The organism is Dorea sp. BIOML-A1, from assembly GCF_009875615.1.
Taxonomy (GTDB): Bacteria; Bacillota; Clostridia; order Lachnospirales; family Lachnospiraceae; genus Dorea_A; species Dorea_A amylophila.
Window position 1 is genome coordinate 42,443 of record NZ_WWSA01000026.1, and the last position, 14,605, is coordinate 57,047.

Here is a 14,605-nt window from a genome sequence, read left to right on the forward strand (position 1 = left end):
TGGAAGCTTTAAAACAGTTGAAAACAGAAATTGAAAATTTGATAAAAAATATAAAGTAATAAACGTAAGAGATATTAATAAAGGAAGAGTGATTGTATGCTCCCGGCAAGAAAAATACATTTTGAAGCAAAAAAGAAAGAAAAAGAGAACTTAAGATTCCGAAGCTTCTTAAAATGCAATGCGGATGAAGAAGAATTGGACCAGCAATTTTTACAACTGCACAAAGAATTATTTGAAAACTTCGATTGCGGCAGATGCCGTAACTGTTGTAAAGAGTATTGTGCGGAACTTACGGCAGATGAAGTGAAGGAAGTGTCAGAGTATCTTAAGATGGAAGAGCCGCAATTTGTTCAGACATATCTGGAAAAAGATGAGACAGAAGGGACTTATTTAACGAAAAATAAACCATGTGATTTTCTTCAAAAGAATGGAGAATGTCTTTTAGAGGAGTGCAAGCCGGATGGCTGTAAGAAGTATCCATATACGGATCAACCGGGACGTTTGGGGAGTTTGTATGGTATGCTTGATGCGATAGCGGTGTGTCCTGTAGCATATGAGATCTGGGAACGGTTAAAGAAAATATATAACTTTCATTGATGATAATGTAAATGGAATGATAAAAAGGTAATTACAACCGGAGGTGAAAATCAATGAACAAAGCAGACAAAGCAGAATCCCTCTTCCGCACAGGCTACAACTGCAGCCAGTCGGTCTATGCAGCATTTGCGGAAGAACTGGGAATAACAGTGGAAGAGGCAGCAAAAAAAGCAAGCCCGTTCGGAGCGGGATTTGGCAAGCTGCGTGAGGTATGTGGTGCCGTGACGGGGATGGTCATGGTAATCGGTGATCTGTACGGATATGACGATCCGAAAGATGCAGCGGGGAAAAAGCAGCTTTATGTACTTGTGCAGAAGCTTTGTGGAGCATTTGAAGAATCGGAAGGAAGTCTAATTTGCCGGGAACTTCTTGGGCTGGAGAAGGGCGAAGATCTGGAAGAGCCTGCGGTCAGAACGGAAGCGTATTATCAGAGCAGACCTTGTGTGAAAGCATGCAGAAGGGCAGCAGAGATTCTGGAAGAGTATGTGAAAGAGCAAAAAAGAAAATGAGCGAATACATTACGACCTACACAGGAAAACATTTTAAACCAACAGAACCAGATCCGGAGTTATTTGACATAGCAGATATTGCACATGCGCTGTCCCTGATATGCAGAGGAAATGGTCATGTGAAGACGTTCTGGTCGGTCGGGGAACATTGCATTTGCTGTGCAAAAGAGGCAAAGGCGAGAGGTCTGTCGGATAGGATGGTGCTTGCATGCCTGCTTCACGATGCAAGTGAGTGTTATATGTCGGATGTTCCGTCGCCTTTTAAGAAGGAACTGCTGGAATATAATGAACACGAAGAACGTATGCTTTCTATGATTTATGAAAAATTTCTCGGTTCGGACCTGACACCGGAAGAGAAGATGCAGTTGAATGCGATTGATAAGGCAATGTTATGGTATGATCTGACGTTTCTTCTGGGAGAGAAACAGGAGAGCGAAGCGCCAAAATTGCATATTGATCTGAGGTATGAGGTCAGAGCATTTGGTGAGGTGGAAGAGGAATACCGGAGGATTTTTGAAGAACAGCTTATAACCGTACAGAATAAAAGAATCTAAAATCGTACGGATAAGATAGAAAAGGAGGAATACATTATGTTACACGAAGTATCTTTTGCGTCCTACAACGGACGTGACCAGGTCCAGGGATGGATCTATGTTCCGGCTTGCAAACCGAAGGGAATTGTCCAGGTGATCCACGGATTTGGTGAACATTCCAGACGTTATCTGCATATGATATCTGCCTTCATGGATGCGGGTTATATCGTGGCAGCAGACGATCATGTAGGACATGGGAAGACAGCAATGGTCAATAATGTGTGGGGCGACTGGGGAGACAAAGGACCGCATACAATGATGGAAGACGAGCATACATTGAAAGGAATCGTGTGTGAAAAATATCCGGATCTGCCATATTTCTTATTCGGACACAGCATGGGATCTTTTATCACAAGAGATTTCATTGCAAAATACGGGGACGAACTGGCCGGGGCAACCATCTGCGGAACAACGGGAATCTTCCGCGGGGCAGAAGAGACGGGAAAGAAATTAAAAGAAGCGATCGATGCAGGACATGGAGAAGAATCCGATCCGTCATATACCGGAGAACTGATGGGATGGATGTGTGAGCGCTGTGGAGAGGTCAGCATCGGAAATGAGTGGATCTGTGCCGATCCGTATGTACAGCGGGATCATGCCGATGATCCGTTTGATGCATTTACCAGACCGACCAGCAACCGTTCGGTATATGATTTCATCCAGATGATGTTACAGATCGAGGGAACAAAGTGGGCCGAAAAAGTGCCGACAGACCTGCCAATCTATAATATTGCGGGAGATCAGGATCCGGTAGGTGAGTATGGTGTCGGTGTATATCAGGTAAGTAACTGGCTGGTACAGACCGGACATAACGTAACAACGAAGCTGTACTCGGGATACCGTCACGAGATACATAATTATGCTGAGATTAAGAACGAAGTCGAAGCGGGTATTATTGCATTCATGGACAAGGCATTATAAAAATGTATTAGGTGCCGGGAGGGATTATAATTCAAAAAAAATAGAGATAAAGGCATAAAAAGTACAATAGCATTTGTGATAACGATTGTCGTGATCAGTGTAGATAAGAAAGACGTAAGGGAAATTTGATTTTCAGGGACTCGGTAGTGTAAATTATTCTGTGTAAACCTCTCAGATTGATGATAAAATCGTAGGTTTATAGAATACTAAAATATAATGTGATGGGCTGAATGGCATCTCTTGCTGTTCAGCCCGTTGTCTATTTAGTAGCATGGATTCTATTGTATGTCAAGGGCACCCGATAAAATCGGGTGTTTATTTACCCTTGATATGTGATTGGAACTATGCTTAGTCGATATCCATCGGCTGGATCCGATCCCCAAAATAGATGCATAACTGATCCAGTGTCAGACCCCAGTCCCAAGCCTTTCCGGTCCATTTTTTTGTGACATCCATCATTGCCAGATAGAGCATCTTGAAAAGGGCATCATCTGTCGGAAAAATAGTCTTGGATTTTGTAACCTTGCGTAGCTGGCGGTTAAAATTTTCGATGGAATTTGTAGTATATATTAATTTACGTATCTCAGATGGATATTTAAAATATGTGGATAATTGTGTCCAGTTATTTCTCCAGGATCCAATGGAAGCAGGGTACTTTTTACCCCATTTTTCTTCCAGATCATCCAGGGCTGTGAGTGCAAGATCCTCTGTATCTGCTTTGTAAACCAGCTTTAAATCTGCCATAAATGGTCTTAGATCTTTGTAAGAAATAAACTTTGTTGAATAACGAATCTGATGTACAATACACCTCTGGATCTCTGCCTGCGGGAATACTGCATGAATCGCATCCCCGAATCCGGTCAATCCATCCACAGATACGATCATGATATCCTCTACACCTCGGTTTTTTATCTCGTTGAGTACGGACAACCAGTATTTTGCACTTTCATTTCCTCCTACCCACATGCCGAGGACCTCACGTTTTCCGTTCAGTTTAACACCTATAGCAACGTAAACTGCCTTTTTTACCGTTCGATTGTCCTCCCGAACATGGAAATGTACCGCATCCATAAAAACAATGGCATATTTTCTTTCCAGCGGCCGGTTTTGCCATTCTTTTGCGATAGGAAGGATTCGATCTGTCATATGTGATATCATTTCTGCTGATGCATCCACACCGTAAACATCTTTGAGATGAGCGGAGATATCTCTTGTCGTCATTCCTTTTGCATACATAGAAAGTACCTGATCTTCAATGTTTGAGATATCTGTCTGATTCTTTTTCACAATCTGCGGTTCAAAATCTCCCTTTCGATCTCGTGGTATATCCAGATCGATCGTTCCCATTGAAGAGGTGACAGTTTTAGGACTATAACCATTACGGCTATCGTCTGTCTCTTTGTTCTTGTAGTCATACTTGGAATATCCAAGGTGATCATCCATTTCAGCTTCTAACATACCTTGCAGCGTTTCGCCTAACAGGTCTTTCAGCATGTCCTGGATATCCTGAGCATCCTTTGGTTGATAGTGTTCCAACAAGCTGTTGATGAACGCTTTGCGTTCTGGATCCATTTTTCTTCTTCGTGCCATAAAAAAATCCTCCTGAATTGATATTTATTTTAACATCAATCCAAGAGGATATATAGCTCTTTTAGAGTTTACACAGAATTAATTACAGTCTCGGGACTCCGGTTTTATTAAACCCGGAGTCCTTTTTTAAGAAGTTCATCGAAAGAGCAAGGTTTTCCCCACAGATATCCCTGACTATAATCAGGATCCATCAGCCGGATCTTTTCCCATTCATCCTCAGTCTCCACACCTTCTATGCAGATTTTTATGTTCAGACGGTGTATCATAGTGCAGAATCGTTTTAAAAGATCATATTCCCTTGCATCTTTTATAGCTTTTGCGGTAAAGGAACGGTCAATTTTAATGATATCCGGACGAAGTTCATTGAGATAATGGAAGTTCGAATAACCGGTTCCGAAATCATCCAGTGCAAGCCGTATGCCGGCTTTTCTTAATTCCTTCAGGAAATGCCGTGCATTGGAATTGTCTTCCAGCAAAGCACTTTCTGTTAATTCCACGATCAATGCTTCCGGAGGAAGTTTGGCATTTTCAAGTTCAGCAGAGATATCCTGTATCACATCAGACTTTTCAATCTGTATCTGTGAGATATTGATGCTGACCTGGAAGTCCGGAATTGTTTCACGGATCTTTTTACATGCCTGTAGAGCTTCCCTTATGATCCAGCGGCCGGCCGGAATGATGAGTCCGCTTTCTTCCAGGATAGGGATAAATTCTGCCGGTGAGATAGTTCCGAACTGTCCGGAAGAAAAACGCATCAAGGTTTCCGCACCAAAAGGCTGTCTGCAGCCTGCTTTCACCAATGGCTGTAAGGCAACAGAGAATCCACGGAAGTCATGTATGACTGCCGCATGAAGGACATCGCTGATATCTTTCAGATGTAAGAACCGTTGATAGTCCTGTTCATTGAAAATGTAATAACGGTTTCTTCCCCGTTTTTTCGCTGTGTTCAATGAAAAATCTGTCCGCTTCATCATTTCATCATATTCGCTTTCCAGAAGATTATAAAATGGGAGAATCCCACCGGAAATCGTAAAGATTGCCGTATAATGATTCTTTTTAATAAACTGGTTGATGTTTTCCCTGATTTTATTGTAAAGGTGTACTGCTGTCTGCTTATCGTCAGAAGTAATATCCACGATGATAAATTCATCAGAGGATAATTTGTATACCTGCTGTTCCTCTGAAATACAGTGCGAAATACACTCTGCAGTTTTCCGGAGAATATAATCACCATAATCCCATCCGAATTTTTCATTGATCGATTTGAAATTATCGATACCAAGGCGTAACAGAAATCCATTTTCCAGAGGAGTCTCTTGGGTCTTCAGGTATTCAATCAGACCATTCTCGCCGAAAAGACCACTGATATTATCTGCTTTTTGCTTTTCGCCGATCTCATTAATACATCCAACCATGTAGAGCGGCTTCTGATGATCATCCCGTACAAGATATCCGCGGCAGTTGATCCAGACCGGATTCCCGTTCAGATCCAGCCAGCGATATTCCATATTATGGATACAACGGTTGGTAGTAAGCAGATCACGGAATTCGGCAGTCAGCAGCGGATAATCCTCGGCATATACAAAGTCCCGGTGTGTTTCCATAACATTATAAAAAGCATTTTGAGGAACGCAGAAACGTTCCAGTGACTGTGGCGCAATATAGTAAAAGTCGGTCCGGAAATCAACAAAGTACAGATAGTCATCGGTACTTGGACTGAGCAAGTCAATGATCCCGCATAATTCCGTCGGTGAAATATGCTGGTATTTTTTCTCCTGCGTGATCAGTTCATCCGTGATCCCTTGTGCACGAGATTGCTTTCCGGAAGAAAGCATCGGATGAGAAGAAGCGGAATGTGATATTTTTTTTCTTCGTTTTTCACGGTAAAGCATAGTATCACTGCGTCTTACGATATCTTTAAAATCCATATCGGTGTCAGGCTGATAATAGGCATATCCGGAGGAGACGCTGAGAGAATAGGAAAGATCCTGATCCTTTTCATTTAGAAGCAGCTCCAGTTTATGGATCTTATCGGCAATCAGCTCTTTTTCATCTTTATGGAAAATATAAGCAAATTCGTCTCCACCGATTCGGAAACAATTTTGTTCCGATGGAAAAGCCTGGCGGATACACTGATAGCAAAGCTTTAAGGCTTCATCTCCCTTTTCGTGGCCAAAGTTATCATTAATTTCCTTCAGATTATCAAGGTCTAATAAGACAACTCCGGTTGTATGTAATTCCAGCTCCTGCTCGTCCAGATAACGGATCATATTTTCATAGGCATTCCGGTTCATGGCTTCGGTGAGCATATCTATATTTGCCAGTTTCTGGAAGTAGATCAGTTTTTGCTTCTGGATACACTGTTCATAATACTGCGATACCTGAATCCAGATCAGCATAAGGATAAACAGCAGGGTCCCAAGCGGAAGGAATATAGATGTCTGCTGGAATCTGCGGATATAATAAACCAATAGTTCCGATAAGGAAAAACACATAATGAGGTACATTGGATATCTGAACTTTCTGGCAAGTTCGTTTCCAAGCTGTTTTGCCTCGTAATGGATCAGTCCGATCGTATATGCTGCATTCACAAACATGATCAGATGCGTGATCGGAAGAATCAGGAAGATATCGACAATTCCCATACACTGAAGAAGGACGGCTGCGCCCATATTGATCAGATAAGAAACAGACAGGAACAGGGCACCTTTTTGGAATTTACTTTTGCAAATATCATACAAAAGGAAATTAAACGGAACAGGAAAGAGATAAAATGTAAAGAAGTCAATAAAATACAGTGTTCTTCCATCCGGGACTAAAAATTGCAGGAAACCGCATTGATTCAGGGACCATAAGGCAATCAACAGGGAGAAGATTCCAAGATTCAGGAATATTTTAGATGTTTCTTCGGAAAAATCCTCCTGTTTCTTACGAATCACTGCAATATACAATACCAGAGAGAGAAATCCAAAAAATAAAACACCGCAACTGAGGATCAGTATTCCTAGACTCTGGCTGAGAATCTTCAGAATACAATCGCCCCTCGTACCCAGAAAAAGATGCACCGGGGTTCCGTAATAACCCTGATATACAGGAATGATTTTGACGGTCAGTTTCTTGGCGTCACTGTTTGCCGGAATGTCTACAATATGCCAGCAGAAGCCGGGTGATTTCATGAATTTGGGTGTGTGTTTTTCATTTCCGTATTGATAAATAAGTTTCCCATCAAGCCAGACTTCTGCATTGGTATGAGTAGTCTGAAAAAGAATCGCTTTTTGCGAGTGGAATTCATCGGACAGGATCACAGATTCTGTTTTCGCACCGTCAGTTTTAAAACTTGTTGTTTTCAGTGAGGTGGTGTTATCAAAAGGCAGTTCGTTCCGAACAGTATCCTGTCTGAATATCCAGATGGAAAAGATAACGGCAAATAAGACAGATGCGATCAACGAGAGCCATATTTTTTTCTCTATTTTCATAATTTGATTTCCTTTAGATTCTACGTATTCTCAGGTGACAATAATCTATACGTATAGAATAACAAAATTGGCAGATGAAATCAATGTGAAAAGGAGCTTGCTATTTCCAAACTTTTGCTTTACAAATGATATATAAAGTATTATGATAAAAAAAAACGAAATCTTCAGGGCAGGGTGTGATTCCCTACCGGCGGTAAAGCCCGCGGGCCGAGAGGCATGATCCGGTGTGATTCCGGAGCCGACAGTATAGTCTGGATGAGAGAAGATGATGGTACAGTTATTTTAATAGATGAATGTAGTGTCTGAGCTCTGAGATGGTGATCCATTTCAGAGCTTTTTTGGTTAACAGATCATTTGTCAGTTACATGTAACAGATCATTTCCCCTGTAGGTATCCTGCAGGGGTTTTTGTATAACTAAGAAAGAAGGAAGAAAAATGACGGATCAGGAATACATGCTCCGGGCAATTCAGCTTGCAAAAAAGGGAGAAGGATGGACGAATCCGAATCCGATGGTAGGTGCGGTGATCGTAAAAGACGGCCGGATCATCGGGGAAGGTTATCATAAAAAATGCGGAGAACTTCATGCAGAGCGCAATGCAATCGCATCGCTTACAGAATCGGCAGAGGGTGCGACAATCTATGTTACGCTGGAACCATGCTGTCATTATGGCAAGACACCGCCGTGTACGGAAGCGATCATAGAACAGAAGATTAAAAAAGTGGTGATTGGTTCCAGGGATCCGAATCCAAAGGTGGCAGGAAAAGGTGCACAGATATTGCGTGAATCGGGAATTACAGTAGTTCAGGATTTTATGCGGGAAGAATGTGACCGTCTGAACCCGGTGTTCTTCCATTATATTACGACGAAGACACCGTATGTAGTGATGAAATATGCTATGACACTGGATGGGAAAATTGCGACAAAGACGGGTGCATCGAAGTGGATCACAGGAGAACCGGCCCGACAGGAAGTGCAGCATATGCGGCACCGGTATATGGGTATTATGGCCGGTATCGGGACTGTACTTGCGGATGATCCGATGTTGAATGTCCGGGTAGAAGGATGGAAAAGTCCGGTCAGAATAGTATGCGACAGCAGTCTTAGGATACCGCTTGACAGCCAGATCGTAAGAAGTGCAAAAGAGTACCGGACAATTGTGGCTTATGCAGGACGGGAAGGGAACGAAGAAATAACAGAAAAAATAGAACGGTTACATGCGAAAGGCGTGGATACTGTCTGCTGTCCGGATGAAAAAGGTCAGATAGACCTTAAAAAGCTGATGACATATCTTGGAAATGAGGGCATTGACAGCATTCTGCTGGAAGGCGGGGGCACGCTGAACGACAGTGCACTGCGGGCAGGAATTGTAAAAGAGGTACACTGTTTTATCGCACCAAAATTATTTGGCGGAAAGAACAGTAAGACACCGGTGCAAGGAATCGGCATCGGACTTCCATCAGAAGCATTGAAACTGAAGTGTACGGATATCTGCCGGATCGGTGAAGACATCAGGATAATCTGTCAGGTATGTGAAAAAGAACAGGAGGGGCCATGTTTACAGGAATCGTAGAAGAGAAAGGATCGGTCCGCTATATGCAGCTGACCGGAGAGTCGGGAGTTCTGGCAGTCAAGGCGAAGAAGGTATTGGAAAGAACGAAGATCGGTGACAGTATCGCAGTCAATGGAGTGTGTCTGACAGTTACATCACTTCAGCCGGATGGATTTACTGCAGATGTGATGGCAGAGACCATCAGGAGAAGCAGTCTGGGAAGTTGTAAAGTCGGAAGTCAGGTGAATCTGGAACGGGCAATGGCTGCAGACGGAAGATTTGGAGGACATATCGTAAGCGGTCATATTGACGGAACCGGTGTGATCCGGTCTCTGACCCGAGAGGAGAATGCCATCTGGGTATCTATTGGAACATCGCCGCAGATATTACATCTGATCGTAGAAAAAGGCTCTATCTGTATAGATGGCATCAGCCTGACGGTGGCAAAAGTAGAGGAAGAGGGATTTCAGGTATCGGTTATCCCGCATACAGGAGAAGAAACGACGCTTTTGGAAAAAGTGCCGGGCGATTCGGTGAATCTGGAGAATGATGTGATCGGAAAATACGTAGAAAGGCTGTTAGGCCTTGGAAAGAGTGAAGAAGAGAAAAAAGAATCCGGAATTACGATGGAATTTTTGCAGGAATTCGGATTTTAGAACAGGAGGATAAATAGAATGTCACAAAACAATCAGTACAATACAATCGAAGAGGCACTAAGGGATCTGAGGGAAGGAAAGGTTATTCTGGTTACAGATGATCCGGACAGAGAGAACGAAGGGGATCTGGTATGTGCAGCAGAGTTTGCAACACAGGAGAATATCAATTTTATGGCGACTTATGCGAAAGGGCTTATCTGTACCCCGATGAGTGCGGAAATTGCAGCAAGGCTTAATTTTCCACCGATGGTTGCGGAGAATACCGATAATCACAGCACAGCATTTACCGTTGCAGTGGACCATGTTGATACGACGACAGGTATTTCGGCAGCAGAACGTTCCTATACAATCATGAAATGTGTGGATGAAGATGCGAAGCCGGAAGATTTCAGAAGACCGGGACATGTATTTCCACTCATTGCCAGAAAAGGCGGAGTCCTGGTGCGGAACGGACACACAGAGGCAACGACTGATCTGGTGAGACTGGCTGGATTGAAGGAATGCGGCGTGTGTTGTGAGATTATGAAAGAAGATGGCACAATGATGCGTACACCACAGTTGTGGGAACTTGCAAAAGAGCATAATCTTACATTTATTACGATCCGTGATCTTCAGGATTACATGAGAATCCATGAAAAACATGTAAAAGAAGAGGCGGTTGCAGACCTTCCGACGCAGTATGGAGATTTCAGACTTCACGGATATATCAATGATATTACAGGAGAACACCATCTTGCACTGGTAAAAGGTGATATCGGAGACGGTGAAGATGTACTTTGCAGGGTACATTCGGAGTGCCTGACAGGTGATGCATTTGGCTCGCTTAGATGTGACTGTGGTCTGCAGCTTCAGACAGCGATGCGTCAGGTAGAAGCAGAAGGCAGAGGGATCATTCTTTACATGAGGCAGGAAGGCAGAGGAATCGGGCTGCTCAATAAGATCAAGGCATATGCACTGCAGGAGCAGGGATATGATACGGTAGAGGCCAATGTAAAGTTGGGATTTGCACCGGATCTCAGAGAGTACTGGATCGGAGCGCAGATATTATCGGATCTCGGAGTGAAATCATTGAGACTTCTGACCAATAATCCGGACAAAGTCTATGGACTTGGTGGGTTTGGACTGAAGATCAATGAAAGAGTACCGCTGGAGATCCCACCCCAGAAGTATGATCTGAAATATATGAAGACAAAACAGGAAAAGATGGGACACATTTTCAAAGAAATAGAATTATAAAAAGATTTAATGAATAACAGGAGGAAGAAATCATGAGACAGATCAATTTAGTAGAAGGAAAAGTAGTAGCACCTGAGGGAATGAAAGTCGGAATCGTGGCTGCCAGATTCAATGAGATCATTGTGAATAAGTTATTGGGCGGAGCCGTCGACGGGCTGGTAAGACATGGGGTAGAAGAAGAGAACATTACGGCTGCATGGGTACCGGGAGCATTTGAGATTCCGCTGACTGCACAGAAGATGGCACAGTCCGGAAAGTATGATGCAGTCATCTGCGTGGGAGCAGTTATCCGCGGGGATACTTCCCACTATGATCTGGTGTGTAATGAATCGGCCAAAGGAATCGCGCAGGTTGAACTTGCAACAGGAATTCCGGTATTATTCGGAGTAATCACAACAGAGAATATCGAACAGGCTATCGCACGTGCAGGAAGTAAAGCAGGAAATAAAGGATATGACTGTGCATTGTCCGCAATTGAGATGGTAAATCTGATGAAGCAGCTTTAATCAGGTGCAGCCGATGGTGAAAACAATCATTTTTGATTATGATGGAACGATACATAATACTCTTGGAATCTATGAGCCGGCGTTCAGGGAAGCTTATCAGTGGTTGGCGGAGCAGAATGTCGTAGAAGAACAGAGGATAGAGACGGAGCAGATCGCAGGATGGCTGGGCTTAAACAGCAAAGAAATGTGGGATACATTTCTGCCGGAATTAGATCAGAGATACAAAGATCAGGCGAGTGCGATCGTGGGAGATTCCATGGTCAGGCAGATCAGGAAGCACCGGGCAGTGTGGTATCCGGGAGCGGAAGAGATGCTTACAGCTTTGAAGAACAGAGGATATCATCTTGTGATCTTAAGCAACTGTAAGGTGGCATACCGTAAAGCACATTGGGAAGAATTCCGAATGGAAAGATGGTTTGAACAGTTTTATGACTGTGAATCGTATGGTTTCTGCCCTAAGACGGAGATCGTGCAGGAAGTTATCCGGGACTATCCGGGACCTTATCTGGTGATCGGAGACAGAAGACAGGATTTGGAATGTGCCAGATCCTGTAAAAGTCCGTTTATCGGATGCCTGTATGGTTATGGTGAGAAGGGAGAACTGGATGGAGCAGATTATTTTGTGAAATCTGTAGAAGAGATAACCGGAATCGTATAATGTGAAAAAATGCACAAAAATAGAACTGTATTTTTGTAAATTATGTTTAATTCCACTCTTGCGCTTTACAAGAAAAAAGTGTAAAACATTAAGTAAGCTAAAAAAAGTAAATAAGAAATGCAATGAAAGGGATACGTCATAAAAGTTAACTGGAATTCAGAGAGCTGTTGGATGGTGTGAAACGGCAGAAAGTATTTTATGATATCACCCAGGAGCATCCCGCTGAAATATACAGGTTGGAAGAATCAACATAGTCAGGTATCGAGTAAGCCGGGACGTTGTCTTCACGTTACAGAAGAAACTGTTAGATATTTTGACAGTAACAAGTGGTTGTGGTTAGTGATGACTGCAGTAAAACGAAGTGGTACCACGGAAGAATATTCCGCCTTTGTTATCCGAAAGGATAGCGAAGGCGTTTTTTTATATATTTACTTTAAAGAGAAAGAAGAGGGATTGTTTTATGAGTGGAATATTAATGATGATCATTGCCATTGTTGTGCTTGGTGGAGCATATCTTCTTTATGGTCGTTATCTCCAGAACAAATGGGGCATTGACCCAAATGCCAAAACTCCGGCATATGAGATGGAAGACGGGGTTGACTATGTACCGGCCGATACGAACGTCGTATTCGGTCACCAGTTTGCATCAATCGCAGGTGCAGGTCCGATCAACGGACCGATCCAGGCAGCAATCTTCGGATGGCTTCCGGTACTTTTGTGGATCTTAATCGGAGGGGTATTCTTTGGAGCCGTTCAGGATTTCGCATCTATGTATGCATCTGTAAAGAATAAAGGACGTACAATCGGATATATCATCGAAGAATATATCGGAAAATTAGGTAAGAAATTATTCCTGTTATTCTGCTGGCTGTTTTGTATTCTGGTCGTTGCAGCTTTTGCTGATGTTGTAGCCGGAACCTTTAATGGATTCTCAGTAAGTGAAGCCGGAAAAGTAACAAAAATTGCAGCTAACGGTGCAGTCGCAACTACTTCTATGATATTTATCTTAGAAGCAGTCGGACTTGGAATGTTTTTGAAGTATACGAAATTCAACAAGTGGATTAATACAGCAGTTGCAATCGTATTATTGGTAGCAGCAATCGCACTGGGACTTCACTTCCCAATGTATGTAGGACTGGATGCATGGCATCTCATCATCTTCGTTTACATCCTGATTGCCAGTGTCGCTCCTGTATGGGCACTTCTTCAGCCTCGTGACTATCTGAATAGTTACCTTTTGATTTTTATGATCGTTGGTGCGATTGTTGGTGTATTTGTAGCAAATCCATCTTGTAACCTTCAGGCATTCACAAGCTTTAACGTAGATGGACAGTATATGTTCCCAATCTTATTTGTAACGATCGCTTGTGGTGCGGTTTCCGGCTTCCATTCACTGGTATCTTCCGGTACAGCATCCAAACAGATTAAGAATGAGAAGAACATGCTTCCTGTATCATTCGGAGCAATGTTAATGGAAAGTATGCTTGCAGTTATTGCGCTGATCGCAGTTGCATCTTTTGCTAAAGGTGAAGCAGCAGCACAGGGACTGACAACACAGCCTCAGATTTTCGCCGGAGCGATTGCGAACTTCCTGTCAGTCATCGGACTGCCACACTCTCTTGTATTTACGCTGATCAATCTGGCAGTATCCGCATTTGCACTGACTTCTCTGGATTCTGTAGCCAGAGTAGGCCGTCTGTCATTCCAGGAATTCTTCCTCGATGATGATGTAGATCAGGATAACATGAGTCCATTCTTAAAAGTGGTAACGAATAAATACTTTGCAACGGTTATTACACTGGTACTTGCATATTTCCTGACAAAAGTCGGTTATGCAGAGATCTGGCCTTTATTCGGTTCAGCCAACCAGTTGTTATCTGTACTGGCACTGGTAGCTTGTGCGGTATTCCTTAAGAAAACGAAGCGCAAGGGATTCATGCTCTGGGGACCAATGGTATTCATGATGGCTGTTACATTTACAGCACTTGGTATGACGATCGTGAAACTGACAAAAGCATTCCTGACAACAGGGCTGGATCTTGGAAATACATTACAGCTGATTTTTGCCGTATTGCTTCTGATCCTTGGTGTGTTGGTTGCAATCCAGGGTGTAAAGAAACTTCTTGAAAAAACAGATGATAAGAAAGCAACAGCTTAATCATTATTTTATTCGTAATAAGAACATATAAGAGAAACTGTGATAATAGCGTGAAGGTTATTATCGCAGTTTTTTTGTTTTATATTATATATAGTAGAGACAGATTCTGCACAATTGGATAAAGTGTATAAAAAAATATAGATCAATATAAAAA

12 protein-coding genes and 1 riboswitch are annotated in these 14,605 nt (G+C 42.8%); of the genes, 10 read left to right on the forward strand and 2 right to left on the reverse strand.

Annotated elements, in window-relative coordinates; translation table 11 throughout:
- The first annotated feature begins 96 nt into the window (after positions 1-96).
- Genes GT508_RS10520 through GT508_RS10535 form a run of 4 tightly spaced genes read left to right on the forward strand, consistent with a single transcriptional unit; the run spans position 97 to position 2,620 of the window.
- Positions 97-597 carry a YkgJ family cysteine cluster protein gene (locus GT508_RS10520; RefSeq protein WP_161144182.1) on the forward strand — a complete coding sequence of 167 codons (501 nt, stop codon included), beginning with the start codon at positions 97-99 and terminating at the stop codon, positions 595-597.
- Positions 598-650: 53 nt separating this feature from the next.
- A complete protein-coding gene (locus tag GT508_RS10525; protein ID WP_161144183.1) occupies positions 651-1,106 on the forward strand; it encodes a C-GCAxxG-C-C family protein in 456 nt (151 codons plus the stop codon).
- Entirely contained in the window at positions 1,103-1,660 is a 558-nt protein-coding gene (locus tag GT508_RS10530) for a hypothetical protein (protein WP_161144184.1), read from the forward strand. Before GT508_RS10525 ends, GT508_RS10530 begins: the two co-directional genes overlap by 4 nt.
- Positions 1,661-1,696: 36 nt before the next feature.
- Positions 1,697-2,620: an alpha/beta fold hydrolase gene (locus tag GT508_RS10535; protein ID WP_055195619.1), complete on the forward strand. Its 924-nt coding sequence runs from the start codon at positions 1,697-1,699 to the stop codon at positions 2,618-2,620.
- Between the two features lie 348 nt (positions 2,621-2,968).
- Here GT508_RS10535 and GT508_RS10540 read toward each other — a convergent pair whose 3' ends face one another.
- Together GT508_RS10540 and GT508_RS10545 are read right to left on the reverse strand one after the other, a co-directional pair.
- Positions 2,969-4,192 carry an IS256 family transposase gene (locus tag GT508_RS10540; protein ID WP_243254457.1) on the reverse strand — a complete coding sequence of 408 codons (1,224 nt, stop codon included), beginning with the start codon at positions 4,190-4,192 and terminating at the stop codon, positions 2,969-2,971.
- 125 nt (positions 4,193-4,317) lie between these two features.
- A complete protein-coding gene (locus GT508_RS10545) occupies positions 4,318-7,686 on the reverse strand; it encodes an EAL domain-containing protein (protein ID WP_161144185.1) in 3,369 nt (1,122 codons plus the stop codon).
- Between the two features lie 156 nt (positions 7,687-7,842).
- Positions 7,843-7,957: riboswitch (FMN riboswitch) on the forward strand.
- Between the two features lie 164 nt (positions 7,958-8,121).
- Here GT508_RS10545 and ribD point away from each other — a divergent pair.
- The 6 genes from ribD to GT508_RS10575 all read left to right on the forward strand — a co-directional run bounded on the left by ribD (position 8,122) and on the right by GT508_RS10575 (position 14,451).
- Positions 8,122-9,258, forward strand: coding sequence for a bifunctional diaminohydroxyphosphoribosylaminopyrimidine deaminase/5-amino-6-(5-phosphoribosylamino)uracil reductase RibD (gene ribD / locus GT508_RS10550; RefSeq protein WP_161144186.1), 1,137 nt, complete (start codon positions 8,122-8,124; stop codon positions 9,256-9,258).
- Positions 9,240-9,893, forward strand: a complete 654-nt coding sequence (ribE, locus tag GT508_RS10555; RefSeq protein WP_006427675.1) for a riboflavin synthase — start codon at positions 9,240-9,242, stop codon at positions 9,891-9,893. Before ribD ends, ribE begins: the two co-directional genes overlap by 19 nt.
- 18 nt (positions 9,894-9,911) lie before the next feature.
- Complete coding sequence (locus GT508_RS10560; protein ID WP_006427674.1) at positions 9,912-11,129, forward strand: bifunctional 3,4-dihydroxy-2-butanone-4-phosphate synthase/GTP cyclohydrolase II; 1,218 nt, start codon at positions 9,912-9,914, stop codon at positions 11,127-11,129.
- A 32-nt stretch (positions 11,130-11,161) separates the two neighbouring features.
- Complete coding sequence (gene ribH / locus GT508_RS10565; RefSeq protein ID WP_006427673.1) at positions 11,162-11,635, forward strand: 6,7-dimethyl-8-ribityllumazine synthase; 474 nt, start codon at positions 11,162-11,164, stop codon at positions 11,633-11,635.
- A gap of 13 nt (positions 11,636-11,648) precedes the next feature.
- Positions 11,649-12,293, forward strand: a complete 645-nt coding sequence (locus GT508_RS10570; RefSeq protein ID WP_161144187.1) for an HAD family hydrolase — start codon at positions 11,649-11,651, stop codon at positions 12,291-12,293.
- A gap of 460 nt (positions 12,294-12,753) precedes the next feature.
- Positions 12,754-14,451 (forward strand): carbon starvation CstA family protein, encoded by a 1,698-nt coding sequence (locus GT508_RS10575; RefSeq protein ID WP_055283175.1) that lies wholly within the window; start codon positions 12,754-12,756, stop codon positions 14,449-14,451.
- The last annotated feature ends 154 nt before the right edge of the window (positions 14,452-14,605 follow it).